The sequence below is a fragment of the Dietzia maris genome, assembly GCF_036287335.1.
GTDB lineage: Bacteria > Actinomycetota > Actinomycetes > Mycobacteriales > Mycobacteriaceae > Dietzia > Dietzia cinnamea.
The window spans coordinates 2,800,899-2,819,928 of sequence record NZ_CP143053.1; the positions used below are offsets into that span (position 1 = coordinate 2,800,899).

The following is a 19,030-nucleotide window of genomic DNA, read 5'->3' on the forward strand; positions in this document are numbered from 1 at the left end:
CGAGGCTCGAAGCGCGATGCGGATAAAGGTATGGACATCGTGTGAGTCGGCTGAGTCGCCGATGTTTCGCGACCGTTGCCTCTACCGGCGTTGTGTGAACGCTGCGTGACGCAAGTCAGGCGGCCGTGCGGCGGGCGCGGGATGCCGGGATGCCCGCTGCCGGGAGGCGGAGGCAGTTCCCCGGCCGGTCAGCTCTTGCGCAGGTCGGTTGCCGCCGCCCCGAGCAGGTGCACACGGGCCGCCGACCACACCGCTCGCACGGCGGCCTCCACGTTCTCCTGCCCCCGACCCAGCACCCGCAGCCACGCACCGCAGCCGTCGGGCAGGGTGCTCACGCCACAGCGCACGGCCGATCCCGCCACCGCGCTCGTCGCGCCCCCGAGCCCGTCGGCCGCCTCTCGCATGACCCGGGCGAGTTCCTCGGCCGGGCCGGGCGCGACCACGAACAGCGTCCCGATCGCGTCGGCGTCGCCGGTGACCAGCGGATGCCCGGCCTCGTCGCGGGTGACGCGGGTCGTGTCCACGACGAGCGGGACACCGCCGGGCCGGGTGATCTCCACCGCCGAGACGTAGGCGTCCACGTCCCAGCTCTCCCCTCGGGCCACGCGTCCGGCGGTGAGTACGTCGGCGGCGATGAGCGTCGCGCCCTCGGGCACCTCGGCCCGCAGTCGCTGTTGGAACCGGCTGCCGCCGTACGGGATGAGCGGGTCGGGCAGCCACTCGCACACCGCGCCGGCGCCCAGTTGCAGGGCGACGTTCTGCGTGGCGTAGCCGACGTCCATCCGGTGGACGCGGTTCGCGGCCTGGGTGGTGACGAGCGCGTGCGCACCCTCGGCGAACCGGATGTCCATGTCGAGCCGGTCGCCGCCGACGATCCCGCCTCCGGTCGACATGACGAACACCACGGGCATGCCGGGCATCGCCGGGTCGAGGTATAGCGGCCGCATCACCTGCAGCGGCGACTTCTGGAAGCGGTCGGCCAGCACCGTCCGCCCGGCTGGGTCGCGGGGATCGAGCCGGAAGTCCAGGTCCAGGACGCCGACCTTGCCGGGCGAGCCGACGGGCAACGCGCCGGGCCCGGTCTGCGGTCCGGCAGCGACGACGGGCCAGACGAACCCCGGGTCGGCGGCGCGGGTGAGCCGGTCGCCCGCTGGGCCGATCTCTCGTCCGGTGCCGCGCGGCGCGCTCACTGGGCGGGCAGCAGGTCCGCCCGGCGCGACTCGAGGTAGTCCAGCACCTCATCGATGCCGGTGCCGGACAGGCAGTCGGTGAGCGCGACGGGCTTGCCCGAGCGGACGCGGTCGGCGTCGGAGGACATGACCTGCAAGTCGCAGCGGACGTACTGGGCGATGTCGATCTTGTTGATCACCAGCAGGTCGCATTCGGTGATGCCAGGCCCCCGCTTGCGGGGCATCTTCTCCCCCTCGGCGGTGTCGAGGACAAAGACGAAGAGGTCCACCAGCGCCGGCGAGAACGTCAGCGTGAGGTTGTCGCCGCCGGACTCGAAGATCAGGGTGTCGACGTCGGGGTGGTCCTCGAGCATCTCGGCGCCCACCGCCAGATTCATGGTGGGATCGTCGCGCACGGCGGTGTGCGGGCACGAGCCGGTCTCCACGCCCACGACGCGCGCCGGGTCCAGCACGCCGACCAGGGTGCGGCGAACGTGCTCGGCGTCCTCCTGCGTGTAGATGTCATTGGTGATCACGGCCGGGGTGCGACCCCGGGCGATCAGCTCGGGGACCAGCGCCTCGATGAGCGCTGTCTTGCCGGAGCCCACCGGTCCACCGATCCCGATCCGCAACACCTGCTGTGCCTCTGCCATGGGCGAGACGCTAGTGCAGTCGTGTTTCGATTCTGTTGCGCGCTCTGCTCTAGTTCCTCGGCAGGACCAGCGCGGCCAGCAGGGTCGCGGCGATGCCCAGGCCCAGCACCATCGCGACGGTTCCCGGCCATCCCGCCAGCTGCAGAAATATCCCGCCCACGAACCCGAACAGCGACGAACCGCCGTAGTAGCCCAGGTTGTACAGCGACGAGGACTGGGAGCGCCCCGCCACCGCCGCCGACCCCGCCCAGCCCGAGGCCACGGCGTGCGCGGCGAAGAACCCCACCGTGAGGATCACCGTGCCGGCGACGATCGCCCACAGATCGACGACCAGGGTGAGCGCCGTGCCGGCCATCATGGTGAGATTCCCCGCGATAAGCACCGGCTTGCGGCCGAAGCGGGAGGCCAGCACTCCGGCCCGGGGCGCCGAGACGGTCCCAGCGAGGTAGGCCAGGAAGATGAAGGACACCAGCCAGATGGGCAGCGAGAACGGCGGGTCCGCCAGGCGGAAACCGAGGAAGTTGTACACGGCCACGAACCCGCCCATGGTGAGGCAGCCCTGCAGGTAGATCACCCACAACGTCGGCGACCGCAGGTTGCCCAACAGCGCGGCCATCGCCTCCCGCAGCCGGGTCACGCGCGGGGTGAAGTTCTGGGCGCGCGGAGCGGTGCGCAGGAAGACGAGCACGCAGATCATCGCGAGGCCCGTGACCGTGAGCATCCCGAGTTCCCAGCCGACCGCCTGGCCGACGGGCGCCGCGATGATCCGCCCGGCGAGGCCGCCGACGGTCGTGCCGGACACGTATGTACCCGCAGCGATCGCGGCGACCTTCGGGCTGACCTCCTCGCTGAGGTACGCCACGGCCAGGGCGGGCACGCCGCCCAGCATGAGGCCCTCGACGAACCGCAGGGCGAGCATCCACCAGAACCCGGGCATGACCGTGATCAGCGCGGCGCAGAGGCAGGCCAGGGCGATCGCGGTGAGCATCGCCTGCTTGCGGCCCACCGCGTCGCCGACATACGACCACGGGATCACGCCCAACGCCACCCCGAGGGTCGCGGCGGAGATCATGAGCGCGGCCCGGTCGGGGCTGACGTGGAGGTCGTCCGCGATCAGCGGAAGCAGCCCCTGCGGCGAGTAGAGCTGGGCGAACGTCGCGACACCGATGAAGAACAGCGCCGCCAGCAGCCGGCGGTACGGCGGGGTCCCCAGATGCAGGCCCACGCCGAAGCCAGCCGCGTCCTCGTTCACAGGCCCTCCCGGTTCGTCGCGAACGCGGGCCAGCGTAGGCCCTCGCCCTCGTCACGCCGCCGGGTGGCCCGCTCAGCGGATCATCGTGACCTGGGCCGCCCTGCAGGGACCGCTCAGGGCACCGCAGGTCAGAGCCGGTGCGGCCGGAGGCGCGACGGGGCGGCCGCTGTGGTCAGGACGCGAACAGCCGCGCCTCGGCCCGCTCGTGGTGGCACGACGCCAGGTCCAGCACGGGCGCGAACCCGCCCAGCTCTTCGAGCGTGCGGCCCACGGCGGCGTCGGTGACCTCGGCGATCACCGGGGCCGCGCCGCGGACGAGGGCCTGCGCACTGCGGTGATCAGCCAGGCGCAGCCGCAGCGCGGCGCCCGAGAGGCTGATCACCAGGGCGGTGAGGTCTGCGGCCACGGCCTCGCGCTGGCTCAGCCCGCCGCGGGCGTACACGACGCCCATGACCACCGACTGCGATCCCGGCGACCGGCGGGCCCGGACGTGGTCGTTCCACGCCGAGACCACCGGGTCGTCGAGCAGTTCGGCGGCCAGGTCGAGCACCTGCGTGCCCGTGCGGGTGGCGCCGTCGCGGAACTCGCGGGTCAACCGGGTGGCGTGGAGCCGCTGGTCGATGCAGGTCAGGGCGGCCAGCAGCGGGGAAGGGTCGGGGCCGGGGCCGGGGGGCGCGGGAGCGTCGGGGGCGCCGGGCGCGCCTGGAGTGCCGGACGCAGGAGCCGGCCCGCTGTGCTCCCGCGTCGCCGCCCACGCGAGGGCCAGCGCGGTCGCCTCGGCGGGTCCGGCGGAGTGGCGCAGGATCCCGTGCACGGCGTCGGCCACGGACAGCGGCCCGGCGGGCCCGACAGCACCCGCCTCGCGCAACCCCTCCAGCCCGTGCGAGAGCGTGTACATGCCCGAGGGGAACGACGAGTCCGTGAACTGCAGGGCCAACAGCAACGTCGACAGACCCGCGCGACCCGTGCCCTGCTCACGGCTCGCAGGGCGGCGGCCCTCGTCGTCGTCGGTACTCACGCCAGGTAGTGGAGCTGGGCCAACGGCAGCGTCGTGGCGGGGGCGATGGTGGCGGGCTCGCCGTCGACGGTGACCACGTAGGTCTCGGGGTCCACCTCGATGGTCGGGCAGCGGTCGTTGCGGACCATGTCCTTCTTGCCGATCCCGCGGCAGCCGCGCACCGGCAGGCACGGCGAGGTCAGGCCCAGCTGCTCGGGCACGCCCGCCTCGATCGCGGCGGCCGACAGGAACGTCACGCGCGTGGACTGCAGCGCCCCGCCGTACGCGCCGAACATCGGGCGGTAGATCACCGGCTGCGGCGTGGGCAGCGAGGCGTTGGGATCGCCCATCGGCGCCCACACGATCATCCCGCCCTTGATGACCAACGACGGCTTGGCCGCGAACGACTCGACCGGCCACACCACCAGGTCCGCGAGCTTGCCCGGCTCGATCGAGCCCAGGTGGTCGGCGATGCCGGCGGCGATCGCGGGGTTGATGGTCATCTTGGCGACGTAGCGCAGGACGCGCTCGTTGTCATTGGCCTCGCTGTCCTCCGGCAGCGGCCCCCGCTCGACGCGGCAGTGGTGCGCGGTCTGGAACGCCCGCTGCCACGACTCGCCGATGCGGCCCATGGCCTGCGAGTCCGAGGAGAAGATCGAGATGATGCCCTCGTCGTGCAGCACGGTCTCGGCGGCGATCGTCTCGGCGCGCACCCGGGAGTCGGCGAAGCTCACGTCCTCGGGGATGTCGTGCGACAGGTGATGGCACACCATCACCATGTCGAGCAGCTCGTCCACCGAGTTCACGGTGTACGGCAGGGTGGGATTGGTCGAGGCGGGCAGGACGTTGGGCTCGCCGCACACGCGCAGGATGTCGGGCGCGTGGCCGCCGCCGGCGCCCTCCGAGTGGAAGGTGTGGATGGTGGAGTCGCCGAACGCCGCGCGCGTGTCTTCGTAGAACCCGGACTCGTTGAGGGTGTCGGTGTGGATCGCGACCTGCACGTCATACTGGTCCGCCACCTCCTGCACGCAGCGGATCGCCGCGGGCGTGGTGCCCCAGTCCTCGTGGATCTTCAGCCCCGCCGCGCCGGCCACGATCTGCTCGACCGCCGACTCCGGCTGAGACGTGTTGCCCTTGCCCAGGATCCCGATGTTCACCGGCAGCCCGTCGGCGGCCTGCAGCATCCGCCCGATGTTCCACGCGCCCGGCGTGCACGTCGTGCCCTTGGTGCCCTCCGCCGGGCCGGTGCCGCCGCCGAACAACGTGGTCACGCCGTTGCTCAGCGCCTCGTCGACCTGCTGCGGGGCGATGTAGTGGATGTGGGTGTCCACGCCGCCGGCGGTGACGATCTTGTGCTCGCCAGCGACGACCTCGGTGCCGGGGCCGATCACCAGCTCGGGATGCACCCCGTCCTGCAGGTGCGGGTTGCCGGCCTTGCCCACGGCGACGATCCGGCCGTCGCGCACGCCGATGTCGCCCTTGACCACGCCCAGCACCGCGTCGACGATGGTCGCGCCCGTGATGACCAGGTCCAGCGCCCCCGAGGCCCGCGTGCCGGCCGGGTCCTGCGCCATGCCGTCGCGGATCGCCTTGCCGCCGCCGTACACGGCCTCGTCGCCGTACCCCGGGGAGCCGTCGGTGGTCACCGCGTTGTGGTCGGTCGTGATCTCGATCGTCAACGCCGTGTCCGCCAGGCGAAGTCGGTCACCGACCGTGGGTCCGTAGATGTCCGTGTAGGTGGCGCGCGGGAGCACGGCCGGCGTGCCCTCGGCGACGGGCACACCGTCGGGCGGCGGGCTCACCTCGTCGTCGTCGACCTCACTGAGAAATCCCCGCTCGCGCATTCTCTCGAGCGCCCGCTGCCGCACGCCGGGGTCGTCGAGCGGGCCGTCGACCAGGCCGGAGAAGCCGTGACAGACGCGCGCGCCGGCGAAGTCCACGAGCCGCACCGTCCGCGTCTGGCCGGGCTCGAACCGCACAGCCAGCCCCGCGCCGATCGCCAGGTGCCGCCCGTACGCCGCGCGCCGGTCGAAGCGCAGCTCCCGGTTGGCCTCGAAGAAGTGGTAGTGCGATCCGACCTGCACGGCGCGGTCGCCGGTGTTGGTCACGCGCACCTCGATCGTGCCGCGGCCGGCGCCGAGCGTGATGTCTCCACTGCCGTAGAGGTAGTGCACCGATCCGGACATGGGGCTCCTCGGGTTCTCGTTCAGGGGTCAGTGCGGGTGGGGGTCAGTGCTGGTGCAAGTCAGTGCGCGTGCGTGTAGACGGTGCCGTCGGCGGCGACGTGCGAGTGCGCGTAGCCGTGGCCGTCCTCGGCATCGTGGGCGGCGTCGATGCCGTCGTCGCCGTGGTCGAGCCGGTGCACCGCATCGGCGACGCGCGTGTCGAGCACGCTGCGGATCGGCGCCGCGCCGAACAGGGGGACGCCCTCCCCGGGCAGGTCGAGGCCGGTGACCGGCGCGGGCGCGAGCGTCGCCGAGACCAGCGCGGGCCGCCCGCCGCCGAGCGTGCGGACGCGTTCGAGCCCCTCGCCGAGGTCGGGGTCGGGCTCGTCGCCGCCGTGGAACGCCACCTCGACCAGGCCGGGCCGCCCGTACTGCCGTGCGAGCCGGGCGACGCGGTAGAGCTCGGCGTCGGCGAACGGGTCGATCGCGCGGCTCACCACGAGCGCCGAGCACACCGCGCCGTGTCGCCGGATCACCGCGCGCAGGCGGCTGACCAGCATGGTCGCGTCGCCGAACGGCGCGGCCAGCGCGACCCGCGCGCCACCCGGCAGGCGGCCCCGGACGTCGCGGAGGGTGCGCGCCGCGTCGGCGATCACCGTGGGCGCGCGGCCGAACGTCATGGGGACGACGACGACAACGCCACCCTCCCCCGCCGGCGTGTGAGCCAGGCCCGTCACCACGTCGGCGAGATCGCGGCCGGGTCGCGCCGCCGGGATGCCGAGGTCAGGCATCCCCTCGGACTCCGGCCCCAGGGCCGCGACGATCCGGGCGGTGGCCGGGTCGGTGTGCCCGTGTGCGTGGCCGGTCACGCGCTCTGCTCCACCGGCCCGATGGGATCGTGCACCGTCACGAGCTTGGTCCCGTCCGGGAAGGTCGCCTCCACCTGGATCATCGCCAGGCGCTCGATCACGCCGTCCATGACCTGGCCCGCGTCGAGGACATGCCGGCCGAGGTTCATGCACTCGGCGACCGTGCGGCCGTCGCGGGCGTGCTCGACGATCTCCCACGAGATGAGCGCGGTGGCCTCGGGGACGTTGAGAAGCACCCCGCGGTCGAGTCTGCGACGCGCGACCTCGGCCGCGGTGAACAGGGTGAGCTTGTCCAGTTCGCGCGGGGTGAGCTTCATTCGTGGTCCTCTCGTTCGCGTCGACCGGTCAGAACGCTAGTGGGGTCGTGTGTCGGCTGTGTTACGCCCTGCGCGTCCGCCTCGATCGGGGCCGTCGCGGCTGCCACGATGAGCCCATGCCCCAGACTTCTGCCGCCCCGACGGCGAACGACGACCCCGCGCTGCGCGAACTCGACTCCGTGCCCGCGGACGACCTGCTGCCCGTCCTCACCGGGCTCTCCGGCTCGGGAGCCTGGGCGCGGGCGATGGTGAGGGGCCGGCCGTACGGCTCGCGGGACGCGCTGCACGCCGCTGCGCGGCGCGTGCTCGCCGCGCAGAGTGACGCAGAGGTCCTCGCCGCCGTCGATGCGCACCCGCCGATCGGCGCACGCGGGCCGGTGAGCGAGGCGTCGGCCAGAGAACAGAGCGGAGCCTCCGGGGCGGACGCCGACACGAGCCGTCGGCTGGCCGAGGGGCAGCAACGCTACGCCGAGCGGTTCGGGTACGGATTTCTGATCTGTGCGACCGGACTGAGCGCCGAGCAGGTCCTCACCGAGCTCGATCGACGGCTGGCGATGTCCCCGGAACAGGACCTCGCGGCCACCCGCGAGCACCTGGCCCGCATCAACACACTCCGCCTGGACCGCCTCCTCGAGGAGGGCTCCCTCTGATGTCTCTCAGCACCCATGTCCTGGACACCGCCGCCGGCACCCCGGCGGTCGGCCTGCACTACCGACTCAGCGACTCGGGCGGGGCCGACCTGGCCTCCGGGGTCACCGACTCCGACGGCCGCGGCCCCGACCTGGCCGCGGTCGCACTCGCCGCCGGTGTGTACCGCCTGCACTTCGACACCGGCGCGTACCACCGAGCCGCCGGGGTCAGCGGCTTCTACCCCGAGGCCGTGGTGTGTTTCGAGGTGACGGACCCGGCCGCGCACCATCACGTGCCGCTGATCCTGTCGCCGTTCGGCTACAGCACCTACCGCGGCTCCTGACCTGCGGTGCCCTGAACGGGCCCGGCAGGGCACCGCAGGTCAGCGGCGCAGGTCAACGGCCGATCCCACGCCGCCCGCATTCCCTTCGCAGGCCGCCGGCGAGCTCGCGCTCGTCGGCGGCGACCAGTTCGAAGTCCCGCACCACCACGCGGCCGCCGACCACCACGTGCCGGGGTCGGCGCCCCGGGGCGGCCCACAGCAGGCCCCGGACCGGATCGGCCACGCCGGCGTCGGCGACCCCTGAGACGTCCCACACGACGAGGTCCGCGGCCGCCCCCGGCGTGAGCCGACCGAGTTCGGGACGGCCGAGTCCGTCGGCGCCGCCGGCGGTGGCCATCGTCAGCACCTCGAGGGCGTCGAGGGGCCGCCCGGCGAGCGGCGCGACCTGCATCGCCAGGCGGGCGTCGGCGAGCAGGTGGCCGGCGTCGTTGCTCCCGCCGCCCGAGGTCCCCAGTCCTACGGTCACGCCGGCGTCGAGCAGCCGGGCCACGGGCGCGACACCCCAGCCCATCGGTAGGTCGCAGGCCGGGGCGTGGGTCGCCGTGATGCCGCTTCGACGCAGGAGCTCGACTTCGGACCCGGTGATGTCGCACAGGTGCGCGAGCGTCACGTCGGGGGCGAGCCAGCCCCACTCCTCGAGCAGCTCGATCGGTCGGCGCCCGTACTCCTCGGCCGCGCGGGCCACATCGACCTGCTCGTTGGCCTGGGTGCGCCGCCGCAGACCGAGCCCGCCCGCGACCTCGCCCAGGGCGGCGAACGTCTCGGGGCCGTCCGCGTGCACACCCGACGGGCCCACGGCGAGCTGCCGCATCCCGTCGCCGGTGACCCCGCCGGTCGCGCCGGGCAGGTGCGCGGCGTGGATCGCCTCCACCGACGCGGCGGCCGCGTCCGGATCGTCTCCGGCGGTGCCGCGGACGAAAGCCACCCGAGCGCCGAGCGCCTTCGCCCCGGCGAACGCGGCCCCCGCGATGCGCACCGGGTCGGCGCCGGCCGGCCACGTGAGGTGGTGGTCGGCCACGGTGGTGACGCCGCACAGCAGCGACTCGGCCAGCGCCACGCGGGCGGCCGCCTCGACCAGCTCCGGGTCGACCCGCGCCGCCACATAGGCCTCGCGCATCCGGGCCAGCCACACCGCCATCTCCACGCCGCGCGTACCGGGCAGGGTGCGGAACGCGCTCTGCAGCAGGTGATGGTGGGCGTTGACCAGGCCCGGGGTGACCACGCCGCCGGCGGCGTCGAGGGTCTCGACAGAGCCGTCGGCGGGGACGGCCGCAGCCGAGCCGTCGGGGCCGGGGCCCGCGACCCGCCCGTCCACGCACTCGGTCATCACGGGATCGATGCCGGCGCGGTCCGGGGACCACACGGCCGACGCCCCGGTCACCCGGAGAACGCGGGCGCTCACGCGCTGACCCCGGCCGTCTCGGGGGACCCGACCGGTGCGAACGACCGCATCCACACCTGGTCGGGCGTCAGCGGGATGAGGTCCTGGCGCACGCCGGTGGCCCGCCGCACCGCGATCCCCACCGCGGCCGCGACCGGGCAGTACGGCGCCTCGGACATCGATTTGGCGCCCAGCACGCCCCGGGACTCGACGGTGTCGGCGAAGAACACCTCGGTGCGCGGCACGTCGCCCATCCGCGGCGGGTGGTAGTGCCGCAGGGTCCCGTTGGCGACCGCGCCGGACTCGTCGAGCATGACCTGCTCGTACAACGCCGCGCCCAGCGCCTGCGCGACGCCGCCCTCGACCTGTCCCCGCAGCTGCTGCGGGTTGAGGACCCGCCCCGCGTCGACGGCGTGGACGCTGTGCAGGACCTTCACCGTCCCGGTGTCGGGACAGACGGCCACGCGCACCCCCTGCACGGTGAACGCGGCCTGCCGCGCCAGCCCGTCGGCCGAGCCCTCGGCGGAGACCGGCAGGTGCGCGCCGGCGCGCAACTGCTCGGCCACGCGGGTCGCCGCCCGGTGCAGCGCGCGCCCGCCCACCACGGTGCCGGCCGAGCCGAACGCCCCGGTGTCGTGGGTGAGCAGCGCGGTGTCGGCGGCGTGCAGGACCACCTCGTCGGACGGCACGCCCAGCACCTCGGCCACGATCTGCGTGTGCACGGTGGCGGTGCCGTTGCCGAACTCGGCCGTGCCGACGTAGGCGTGGACGGTGCCGTCGGCGTCGATCTCCACGCGCGCAGACCCGTGGTGGCCCCCGGGCGGGTTGGTGGCGATCATGCACAGCGCGACGCCGGCCCCCTCGGCCCAGCCGTCCGGGGCCGCCTCGCCGCGTCCGGAGGCCAGGGCCCCTGAGACCAGGTCGAGGCAGTGGTCGAGGCCGTAGGAGGAGAGATCGAGCTCGTCGTCGTCGCCCCCCGAACTCACCAACGCCTCACCCGGGCGCACCACGTTGCGCCGCCGCAGCTCCACGGGGTCCAGACCCACGGCGTCGGCGAGCTCGTCCAGCGCGCTCTCGAGCGCGAACCCCACCTCCCCCAGCCCGTACCCGCGGAACGCCCCCGACGGCACGGTGGTCGTGTACACGGCCTCGGCGGTGACCCGCTTGGCCGGGCAGCGGTACAGCTCCACGGACTCGGTGATGGAGTGGAACATCACGCCCGCCGAGTGCCCCCCGTAGGCCCCGGCGTCGGACAGCACGTCCAGGTCGAGGGCGGTGAGCCGCCCGTCGTCGTCGCAGGCGACGGTGACGGTCGTGCGGTACGGGTGCCGCACGGTCGCCGAGGTGAACTGCTCGGCGCGCGAGTACTCCCACACCACGTCACGCCCCGTGCGCAGGGCGGCCAGCACGGCGAGGTCCTCGACGATCATCTCCTGCTTGGCGCCGAACCCCCCGCCCACGCGGGCGGCGTGGACGCGCAGGTCCTCGCGGTCGAGGCCGAAGATCCACGCCAACTCGTCTCGGACGAGGAACGGCACCTGCGTCGACGAGCGCACGTCCAGCGTGCCACCCACCCGCGGCCCGCCGTCGACGCGCCGCACGACCGCCGCGTGCGTCTCCAGGTGCGTGTGCTGGACGCGCGAGGTCCGCCACGTCCCGGACACCACGTGCGCCGCGCGCCGCACCCCGGCGTCCACGTTCCCCACGTGACCGCGCCACCGCGCCACCACGTTGCGGGACGGGTCGGCGATCCGCGCCGCCCGCCCCCGGTCGCCGCGGTCCTTGTCGCCGTGGATGGCCGGAGCGCCGGGAACGCGCGCGGCCTCGGGGTCCAGCACCGACGGCAACACCTCGTACCGCACCTCGAGGAGCTCGCACGCCCGGCGCGCCAGCGCGGCGGTCTCCGCGACCACGGCCGCCACGCGCTGGCCGTGGTAGCGCACGATCCGGTCGAGGACGCGGGTGTCGTCGGGGTCGTCGGTGCGTCGCTGGTGGCGGGCGGTGGAGAACAGGACGCCGGGGTCGTCGCGATGCGTCAGCACCGCCACCACGCCGTCCAGCGCGAGCGCCCGGGAGGCGTCGATCGTCACGATCCGCGCGTGGGCGTGCGGTGACCGCAGCACAGCCAGATGCGCGCACCCGGTGGTGTCGGTGTCCAGCGTGTACGGCTCGGCGCCGCGAACCACGCGCTCGGTGGCCGGCGCCGCGACCGGGCTGCCGATCCGCCCGGCCGCGCACGTGTTGCTCACCCCGTCGAGGGCGTCGGAGATCGCCCGGTAGCCCGTGCAGCGGCACAGGTTGCCCTTCATCGCGGCGTTCCGCTGCGTCGGTCCGCCGTCGCGGGCGCACGGGGCGTGGCCGAGACCGGTGACGGTGGTGACCATCCCGGGCGTGCAGTACCCGCACTGGAACCCGGCCGCGCGCGCGAACGCGGCCGGCACGGCGTCGGGGACCCCGGCCGCGGTGCGGACGTCGGCGTTCTCGGCCCGGTGCGCGGGCAGGACGCAGGAGTGGGTGGGCACGCCGTCGACCAGCACGGTGCACGCGCCGCAGTCGCCGGTGTCGCAGCCCTTCTTCACCGCGTGGACGCCGGACTCGCGCAGCAGCGTGCGCAGGCACTGCCCGGGGCGGGGGTCGGCGTCCAGCGCGCTACCGTCGACGGTGATCAGCATGATGCCTCCAGGTGGGTGGTGTCGGCGGTCGGGTCGGTGGTCAGATCGGCGACGACGGCGAGGGCCGCGATCCCCGCCACGTGTCGCCGCCAGCTCGGATGGCCCTGGGGGTCGTCGTGCCACAGGGGCAGTCCGCGGACGGCGGCCGCGGCCGCGTCGGCCATCGGGGGCCGGTCCCAGGTGAGCACCTGCGGCGCCGGGACGGCGGCGGTCACGACGAGGGTGCAGCGGCCGGCCGGGTCCAGTCGCCCGGTGACCACCGAGCCCGAGCGGCCGCTGGGTACCAGCGAGTGGCGGCGCACCGCGTAGCGGGCGCGGGTGGCCGAGGCGGGGATGAGCAGGGCCCGCAGGATCTCGCCCGGGGCGAGGCAGGTCAGGCCCGGCGCCAGCACGAACTGCGCGGCGGGCACGGTGCGGGTGTCGCCGTCGGGGGTCCAGATCTCGGCGGTCGCGCCGAGGGTGCACGCGGCCGCGGTGCCGGCACCGGCGGGCAGCGCCGCGCAGAGGTTGCCGCCCCACGTGGCGCGCCCCCAGATCTTCCACGAGGCGAGCAGGCAGGAGAACGCGTCGTGGAGGAAGGGGCGCAGGGGTGCGGTGAGCGGGTGGTCGAGCACGGTCCGCAGGGTCGCGGTCGCGGCCACCCGCAGCCCGCCGTCGGGCAGCGGTTCGACGTCGGGCCACCGCAGGTCGAGCAGATCCACGAGCGCGGTCAGCGGCGGGGTCGCCTCGCCCGGTGGGGCGGCCGCGCCGGCGGGGTGCAGGTGCGCCTCCCCGTGCAGGGCGGTGCCGCCGGCCAGTGCCCTGGCGCCGGCGAGCAGGGCGGCGTGGGCGTCGGCGCGGGAGGCGGGGCGGTGCAGTTCGGTGACGCTGACCAGGTCCATCGCCGCTCACCCCGCCCGGGCCAGCAGGCGGCGCCGCGCGGCCACCACGTCGCGGGCCACCCCGTCGGCGTCCACGGTGACCACGCGGTCGTCGGCCACCACCCGGCGGCCCTGGACCCACACCCCGCGCAGCGGCGGCCGCGATCCCAGGACCAGCGCGACGACGGGATCGTCGATCCCCGCCAGCGCCGGGGTGTCGAGGCGCCACAGCGCGACGTCGGCCAGGTAGCCGGGGGCGAGCCGCCCGATCTCGTCGGCGCGACCGAGCACGGTGGCCCCGCCGACGGTCGCCATCCGAAGCGCCGTGCGCACGTCCATCGCCCGCGGGCCGCCGGTGGCGCGGGCCAGCAGCAGCGACGTGTGCATCTCCTCCCACAGCACGCTCGACTCGTTGCTCGCCGCGCCGTCCACCCCGAGCCCGACCGGGATCCCGGCCGCCAGCATGTCCGGCACCCGCGCGATCCCGGCGCCCAGGCGGCCGTTGGAGACCGGACAGTGTGCGGCGCCCATCCCGCCCGCGGCCATCGCGGCGATCGCGGCGTCGTCGAGGTGCACGGTGTGCGCGAACCACACGTCGGGACCCACCCACCCCACGGACTCCATGTACTCCATGGGCGTACTGCCGAAGCGCTCGCGGCAGAACACCTCTTCGTCGTCGGTCTCGGCCAGATGGGTGTGCAGCCGAACGCCCTTCTCGCGGGCGAGGTCCGCGCTGGTGCGCAGCAGGTCGCCGGTCACCGAGAACGGCGAACAGGGCGCCACGGCGATCCGGCACATGGACTCCGGCGAGGCGTCGTGGAACCGGTCGATGACGTCGGCGGTGCCGGCGAGGATCGCGTCGGTGCTCTCGACCACCGAGTCCGGGGGCAGGCCACCGTCGCTGCGACCGAGGTCCATCGAGCCACGGGTGGGGTGGAAGCGAAGACCCACCTCGGCGGCGGCGGAGATCTCGGCGGCGAACACGTCCCCGGCGTCGGCCGGCACGACGTAGTGGTGGTCCGTGGTCGTGGTGCACCCGCCCAACGCGAGCTGCGCGAGTCCGCCGAGCGCCGCGGTGCGCACGTCGTCGGCCGTGATGCCGGCCCATACCGGGTAGAGCGTGGTCAGCCACTCGAACAGCGTCGAGTCCGCCGCCAGGCCGCGGGTGAGCCATTGATAGAGGTGATGATGGGTGTTGACCAGGCCGGGCGTCGCCACGCAGCCCGTCCCGTCGACCCGCTCGACGTCGGCCGGTACCAGCGCCGGGTCGCACGGGCCCTCACCCACCGCGACGATCCGCGCGCCCTCGAGCAGCACGTGCCCGTTCGCGTACTCGGCGCCTGCGGTGCCGGGACCGTCCATGGTGACGACCGCGCAGTTCTCGATGAGCACGGTGGTCATGACCGCACCAGACCTTTTTCGACCAGGCCCGGGGTAAAGGCCGGCGTGAACCCCCGCACCCGCGCCGAGCGGATCATGCGTTCGGTGAGCTGCGCGTCGGCCTCGTCGGCCAGCGGGTGCAGGCTGCGCGCGCCCTCGGCGACCAGTCGCCCGCCCACGTAGACGTGGGTGAGATTGCGCAGCGAGCAGGCCAGGACGTACGTGGCGACCGGGTCCCAGATCGGGCCGGTGGCGGGCCTGGTGGGGTCGACGACGACGAGGTCCGCGCACTTCCCGACCTCCACGCTGCCGATCCTGCCGGACAGGCCGAGGGCCTCCGCCGCCCCGAGGGTGTGCATCCGCAGGACCTCGCGGGAGGCCAGCACCGCGGTATCGGAGTGGACGGCGCGTTGGGTGTACAGGCCGATCCGCATGTTCTGGAACGGGTCGGACACGTCGGTGCAGGACTGGTCGTCCAGGCCCATGCCGACGCGGATCCCGGCGTCGCGGTAGCGGGTGATGTCGGCGATGCCCGAGCCGAGCCGGCCGTTGGAGGTGGCCTGCCAGATCACGGCCGAGTCGGTCTCGGCCACGCGGTCGACCATGTGGTCGGTGGGGTGCACGAAGTGGCCGAACGCGAAGTCCGGTCCCAGCACCCCGGCGCGGTCGTACCAGTCGAACTTGGCCCGCTGCACCTCGAGGTGCTCGGCGGTCTCCACGAAGTGCGCCTGGTTGCCCACGCCGTGGGTGGCCATGGCGTGGCGCTCGCGTTCGGCGGTGACCGGCGACGACGACCACTGCACCGACCCGAACACCGACCCGCCCAGGTCCAGTTCCCGCGGCACGGTGCGCAGGCGGTGGTCGGTGACGTGGGCGAACGCCTCGAAGCACTCGTCCTCGGGGAGCTGCTCGTCGTCGAGCCGCGTCGAGGTGACGCAGCGGAGTCCGGAGTCGGCCTGGGCGTCGATCTGCCGGGTGAGGAAGTCGACGTCGTGGACCCGCTCGGCCTTCAGCGTGGAGGTGGCGTGGTCGAACACGGCCACCACCCGGCTCTGCGTGAAGTTGTAGGCGCTGGTCACTCCGTTGCGTAGGAAGTCCAGGCAGCCGGCGAGGGTGAACCAGTACAGGTCCTCGGCCTCCGCGCCGACCATCATCTCGCCCATCCGCGAGACCCACCCGTAGAGCGTGTCGTCGGGCGCGGTCCCCCGCATGCCGGCGGTGAACAGGTGACTGTGCGCGGAGACGAATCCGGGTGCCAAGATCGCGCCGCCCAGGTCGTGGACGGTCCCCGGCAGGCCGGGCGGCGGGTCGCCGGGGCCGAGTCCGGCGATGACGCCCGCGTCGTCGACGTGGACCCAGCCGTGGAACCAGGCGGGGGCGGCCGGGTCGGCGGACACCGGCAGGACCAGCGCGTCGGTGAAGGTGATCATGGGGGCTCTCGTTCTCTCGTACGTGCTCGCGGGGGCGGGCGGCTGGTGGGGGCTGCGGCGGGCGCCTCAGCCGGGCAGTTCGACGGCCCGCCACCGCTGCCCGTCCGACACGAACCGGCGGCGGTGCGACGGCTCGTCGCGCCCGGCGGCCCAGAAGGTCACCGTCTCGGGGCGGATCCGCATGCCCAGCCACGTCTCGGGTGGCAGCGCCGGCGACGGGCCCAGGCGGTCGAGGGCCGCCGCCCACACCCGGCGCCGGCCGGGCGGTCCGAGCTCGGCCGTGGCGTCGTCATTGGTCCAGGCCAGGAGCTTGAGGTAGTCGCTGCGGGCGTCATAGCTCTGCACCTTCTCGGCCCGGTCGGTCGGTTCGGCGATACCGGTGACGGTGAGCTGGCGGGACCGGTCCGCGGCGATCACCACGAGCGTCGCCCGCGGGTCGGCCGCCAGATCCCTCGCCTTCTGCGACCGCGAGTCCGTGTGGAAGGTCGGCCCCTCCGTCGTGACCCCGGAGACCAGCAGGTGCCGGCCGTGGGGCGTGCCGTCGGGGCCGACGGTGGCCAGGACGCCCAGCGGCGGGTCGGCGGGGTCGATCGCCAACCAGGCGACCATCGCCTCGAGCGGGTCGTCGGTGGGCCCGGGCATGGTGACCACGGGCGCCACGTCGGGCGCCACGTCGGGCGTCACGTCGGGCGTCACGTCGGGGGCCTCGGCGGCGGTCATCGAGCACCTCCGGTGGCCGTCGCGGCAGCGGTCCCTGCAGCGGCCCCGGTAGCGGTCGCGACGGCCGTGACGCCTCGCGCCGGGTCGAACGCGGCGATCTCGCCCAGCGCGCCGACCACGGTCTCCACGTGCCGGGCCACCAACCGCACGCCGGTGTCGGCGTCGGCCCCGGTGGGGTCACCGATCACCCCGGTGTCGGACAGGTCATCGGCCAGCCAGCCGAACTTCACCGGGCCGGTGAACCCGATGTGCTCGCAGCCGGCGATCCCGTCCGGCACCCTCGCGTCGGCCGCGGACATGTCGACCAGCTCGGGATGCAGGTGGAGCATCATCGACGTCTCCGCCCACCCGGCGTGGATACCCATTCCCAGCTCGGTGGGGCCCGGTTCGGCCCGGCCGGCGTAGAGGAAGGTCCGCAAGCCGGAGCGGCGGCGCAGTTCTCGCAGCGCCACCTCGAGTAGCGCCGAGTTGCCGCCGTGACAGTTGACGAACAACACCCGCCCGAATCCGCTGGCCCGCAGCGCTGACCCCAGCTCCACGACCTGCCTGAACAGTGTCTCCCCGCTGATCCACAGCGCCCCGGTGAGGTTGGCGTGCTCGTCGCTCTTGGTGTAGCCGAGCGCGGGCATCAGCCAGGCGTCCACGCCCGCCTCCCCGGCGGCGGCCACCGCGCGGGCGGCCACGTGCTCGGCGACGAGCAGATCGGTGGCCAGCGGGAGATGCGGGCCGTGGGGCTCGATCGCACCGGCGGGGATCACGGCGATGGGTTCCCCTGCCCCGATGCGGCCGGCCTCGGTGGTGGTGAGGTCGGCGTAGCGCCGCTGCAGCCCGATCACGCGTCCCACCGGCCCGGGTTGAGCAGGCCGAACGGGTCGGTGCGGGCCGCCAACGCCCGGACCTCCTCGGTGCCGTGGTCCACCCGGTACTGGTGCGGCGAGTGCACGCGCACCCCGAGGGCCTCGAGCGCGGGCACGCCCTCGTACGCCGCCTCGGCCGTGGTGAAGTGACCGTTGAGCATCCCGAACATCCGCCCGTGGCCGGCCTCGAGGTGCAGGGTGCCGCCCGGGTAGACGGCCTCCACCTCGTCGAGTCGCTCGACCAGCGCGTCGCCCTGGCATTCCATGTGGAACCACGTGTCCGGCTCCGCCTTCTGCAGCCAGTGGGTGGGGTGGTTGTACGACAGGGTGGAGACCTTGATCGACTCGTTGACCCCCTTGCGGACCGCCTCGACCACTCCCCCGGCCTCGACGACGATCGCCTCGACCTGCTCGACCGCGGCGGAGTCGACGATCGCCCGCAGGCTCGCCCGCCCCGCGGGGATCGCGTCGTCGTCGGGCAGGCAGGACGCGACGTGCGCCCCGTCGGCCGAACACAGGCGCGGCGCCGGCTCGACCCGGTGCACCCGCCGCACGGCCGCGAACGCCTCGTGGTGGTCGGCGAAGCTCGCGTACACGCACCGCCAGTCCTGCAGTGGCTCGATCCGGACCGTGGCGCGCACGATGATCCCCGCGACGCCGTAGGTGTGGACGAACGGCTGGGCGTCGGGACCCTCCAGGTGGACGATCTCGGCGTCCTCGTGGGCGAACACCACGTCGAGCGCCTCGACGAACCCCTCGTGGTTGCGTCCGTGCACGATCGTGCCGGTGCCGGCCGACCCTCCGGCCAGGAACCCGCCCAGCGTGGACTGCACGGTCGAGGGGTACATCCACAGCTGGCTGCCGTGCTGGGCGGCCAGCCGCTTCTCCAACGTGAGCATCCGGACGCCGGCCTCGGCGGTGACCACGCCCGCCTCCGGGTCGACGTGGTCGATGCCGCGCAGCGCGGTCAGGTCGAGGACGAGCCCGCCGTGCAGCGGGACGACCTGCCCGTAGTTGCCGGTGCCCTTGCCCCGCGAGGTGATGGGCACCCGGCGGCGGACGGCCGCGCGGACCACGGCGGGCACCTGCTCCACGGTGGTCGGTCGGCACACGACCTCGGGGCGGCCAATCGGCCACTGTGCCCGCAGGATCGGGCTGAGGTAGGAGCCGTCCCTGGAGGCCCTGTCCAGGGCATGGTCGTCAGTGTGGACGGCGTCGGGGCCGAGCAGCTCGAGCAGGTCGTCGACCAGGCCGGCGACATCGGTGGTCGCGTCGGTGGCTGTCGCGGTCACGAGGGTCTCCGTTCGGGTAGGGCGGCAGTAGTCATTTCAGGAC

Annotated in this window: 17 protein-coding genes; 2 read left to right on the forward strand and 15 right to left on the reverse strand. The window is 74.0% G+C overall.

The features are described 5' to 3' along the window. Positions 1–188 precede the first annotated feature (188 nt). The 7 genes from VYL96_RS13045 to VYL96_RS13075 all read right to left on the reverse strand — a co-directional run bounded on the left by VYL96_RS13045 (position 189) and on the right by VYL96_RS13075 (position 7,422). Entirely contained in the window at positions 189–1,190 is a 1,002-nt protein-coding gene (locus tag VYL96_RS13045) for an urease accessory protein UreD (protein WP_232303055.1), read from the reverse strand. Beyond that, positions 1,187–1,822, reverse strand: coding sequence for an urease accessory protein UreG (ureG, locus tag VYL96_RS13050; RefSeq protein WP_061914951.1), 636 nt, complete (start codon positions 1,820–1,822; stop codon positions 1,187–1,189). Before ureG ends, VYL96_RS13045 begins: the two co-directional genes overlap by 4 nt. 49 nt (positions 1,823–1,871) lie before the next feature. Continuing rightward, on the reverse strand, positions 1,872–3,074 hold the full coding sequence (locus VYL96_RS13055; protein WP_083324295.1) for an MFS transporter: 1,203 nt from the start codon (positions 3,072–3,074) through the stop codon (positions 1,872–1,874). Between the two features lie 172 nt (positions 3,075–3,246). Beyond that, the gene (locus tag VYL96_RS13060; RefSeq protein WP_061914946.1) at positions 3,247–4,092 is read right to left on the reverse strand and encodes an urease accessory protein UreF; all 846 of its coding nucleotides are present in this window, start codon (positions 4,090–4,092) and stop codon (positions 3,247–3,249) included. After that, the gene (gene ureC, locus VYL96_RS13065; protein WP_131885343.1) at positions 4,089–6,257 is read right to left on the reverse strand and encodes an urease subunit alpha; all 2,169 of its coding nucleotides are present in this window, start codon (positions 6,255–6,257) and stop codon (positions 4,089–4,091) included. The genes VYL96_RS13060 and ureC overlap by 4 nt, the downstream gene beginning before the upstream one ends. A gap of 59 nt (positions 6,258–6,316) precedes the next feature. Continuing rightward, on the reverse strand, positions 6,317–7,105 hold the full coding sequence (locus VYL96_RS13070) for a sirohydrochlorin chelatase family protein (protein ID WP_131885344.1): 789 nt from the start codon (positions 7,103–7,105) through the stop codon (positions 6,317–6,319). Further along, positions 7,102–7,422 carry an urease subunit gamma gene (locus VYL96_RS13075; protein ID WP_106385031.1) on the reverse strand — a complete coding sequence of 107 codons (321 nt, stop codon included), beginning with the start codon at positions 7,420–7,422 and terminating at the stop codon, positions 7,102–7,104. The genes VYL96_RS13070 and VYL96_RS13075 overlap by 4 nt, the downstream gene beginning before the upstream one ends. Positions 7,423–7,538: 116 nt before the next feature. On the opposite strand from VYL96_RS13075, the gene VYL96_RS13080 reads away from it, so the two are divergent. Together VYL96_RS13080 and uraH are read left to right on the forward strand one after the other, a co-directional pair. After that, the gene (locus VYL96_RS13080; protein WP_061914936.1) at positions 7,539–8,072 is read left to right on the forward strand and encodes a 2-oxo-4-hydroxy-4-carboxy-5-ureidoimidazoline decarboxylase; all 534 of its coding nucleotides are present in this window, start codon (positions 7,539–7,541) and stop codon (positions 8,070–8,072) included. Further along, positions 8,069–8,395, forward strand: a complete 327-nt coding sequence (gene uraH, locus VYL96_RS13085; RefSeq protein WP_198150722.1) for a hydroxyisourate hydrolase — start codon at positions 8,069–8,071, stop codon at positions 8,393–8,395. The genes VYL96_RS13080 and uraH overlap by 4 nt, the downstream gene beginning before the upstream one ends. Positions 8,396–8,447: 52 nt before the next feature. Here the strand turns inward: uraH and VYL96_RS13090 are convergent, their stop codons facing one another. From VYL96_RS13090 to VYL96_RS13125, 8 genes are all read right to left on the reverse strand, one after another. Beyond that, positions 8,448–9,722, reverse strand: a complete 1,275-nt coding sequence (locus VYL96_RS13090; protein WP_131885455.1) for an amidohydrolase family protein — start codon at positions 9,720–9,722, stop codon at positions 8,448–8,450. A 71-nt stretch (positions 9,723–9,793) separates the two neighbouring features. Continuing rightward, complete coding sequence (locus VYL96_RS13095; RefSeq protein WP_131885345.1) at positions 9,794–12,448, reverse strand: molybdopterin-dependent oxidoreductase; 2,655 nt, start codon at positions 12,446–12,448, stop codon at positions 9,794–9,796. After that, positions 12,442–13,329, reverse strand: coding sequence for an FAD binding domain-containing protein (locus VYL96_RS13100; RefSeq protein WP_131885346.1), 888 nt, complete (start codon positions 13,327–13,329; stop codon positions 12,442–12,444). The genes VYL96_RS13095 and VYL96_RS13100 overlap by 7 nt, the downstream gene beginning before the upstream one ends. 6 nt (positions 13,330–13,335) lie before the next feature. Next, the gene (locus tag VYL96_RS13105; protein WP_131885347.1) at positions 13,336–14,709 is read right to left on the reverse strand and encodes an 8-oxoguanine deaminase; all 1,374 of its coding nucleotides are present in this window, start codon (positions 14,707–14,709) and stop codon (positions 13,336–13,338) included. After that, entirely contained in the window at positions 14,706–16,118 is a 1,413-nt protein-coding gene (locus tag VYL96_RS13110) for an amidohydrolase family protein (protein WP_131885348.1), read from the reverse strand. The genes VYL96_RS13105 and VYL96_RS13110 overlap by 4 nt, the downstream gene beginning before the upstream one ends. Before the next feature lie 66 nt (positions 16,119–16,184). Beyond that, on the reverse strand, positions 16,185–16,838 hold the full coding sequence (locus VYL96_RS13115; RefSeq protein WP_131885349.1) for a pyridoxamine 5'-phosphate oxidase family protein: 654 nt from the start codon (positions 16,836–16,838) through the stop codon (positions 16,185–16,187). Further along, a complete protein-coding gene (locus VYL96_RS13120) occupies positions 16,835–17,683 on the reverse strand; it encodes a creatininase family protein (RefSeq protein WP_131885350.1) in 849 nt (282 codons plus the stop codon). Before VYL96_RS13120 ends, VYL96_RS13115 begins: the two co-directional genes overlap by 4 nt. Continuing rightward, complete coding sequence (locus tag VYL96_RS13125) at positions 17,671–18,987, reverse strand: FAD-binding oxidoreductase (RefSeq protein WP_131885351.1); 1,317 nt, start codon at positions 18,985–18,987, stop codon at positions 17,671–17,673. The genes VYL96_RS13120 and VYL96_RS13125 overlap by 13 nt, the downstream gene beginning before the upstream one ends. Positions 18,988–19,030: the final 43 nt, after the last annotated feature.

Excerpts from the sequence above, each read along its gene's own strand:
- ureG (WP_061914951.1), bottom strand. The coding sequence starts at position 1,822 with ATGGCAGAGGCACAGCAGGTGTTGCGGATCGGGATCGGTGGACCGGTG.
- ureC (WP_131885343.1), bottom strand. The coding sequence starts at position 6,257 with ATGTCCGGATCGGTGCACTACCTCTACGGCAGTGGAGACATCACGCTC.
- VYL96_RS13075 (WP_106385031.1), bottom strand. The coding sequence starts at position 7,422 with ATGAAGCTCACCCCGCGCGAACTGGACAAGCTCACCCTGTTCACCGCG.
- VYL96_RS13080 (WP_061914936.1), top strand. The coding sequence starts at position 7,539 with ATGCCCCAGACTTCTGCCGCCCCGACGGCGAACGACGACCCCGCGCTG.
- VYL96_RS13090 (WP_131885455.1), bottom strand. The coding sequence starts at position 9,722 with ATGACCGAGTGCGTGGACGGGCGGGTCGCGGGCCCCGGCCCCGACGGC.
- VYL96_RS13095 (WP_131885345.1), bottom strand. The coding sequence starts at position 12,448 with ATGCTGATCACCGTCGACGGTAGCGCGCTGGACGCCGACCCCCGCCCC.
- VYL96_RS13100 (WP_131885346.1), bottom strand. The coding sequence starts at position 13,329 with ATGGACCTGGTCAGCGTCACCGAACTGCACCGCCCCGCCTCCCGCGCC.
- VYL96_RS13105 (WP_131885347.1), bottom strand. The coding sequence starts at position 14,709 with ATGACCACCGTGCTCATCGAGAACTGCGCGGTCGTCACCATGGACGGT.
- VYL96_RS13110 (WP_131885348.1), bottom strand. The coding sequence starts at position 16,118 with ATGATCACCTTCACCGACGCGCTGGTCCTGCCGGTGTCCGCCGACCCG.
- VYL96_RS13115 (WP_131885349.1), bottom strand. The coding sequence starts at position 16,838 with ATGACCGCCGCCGAGGCCCCCGACGTGACGCCCGACGTGACGCCCGAC.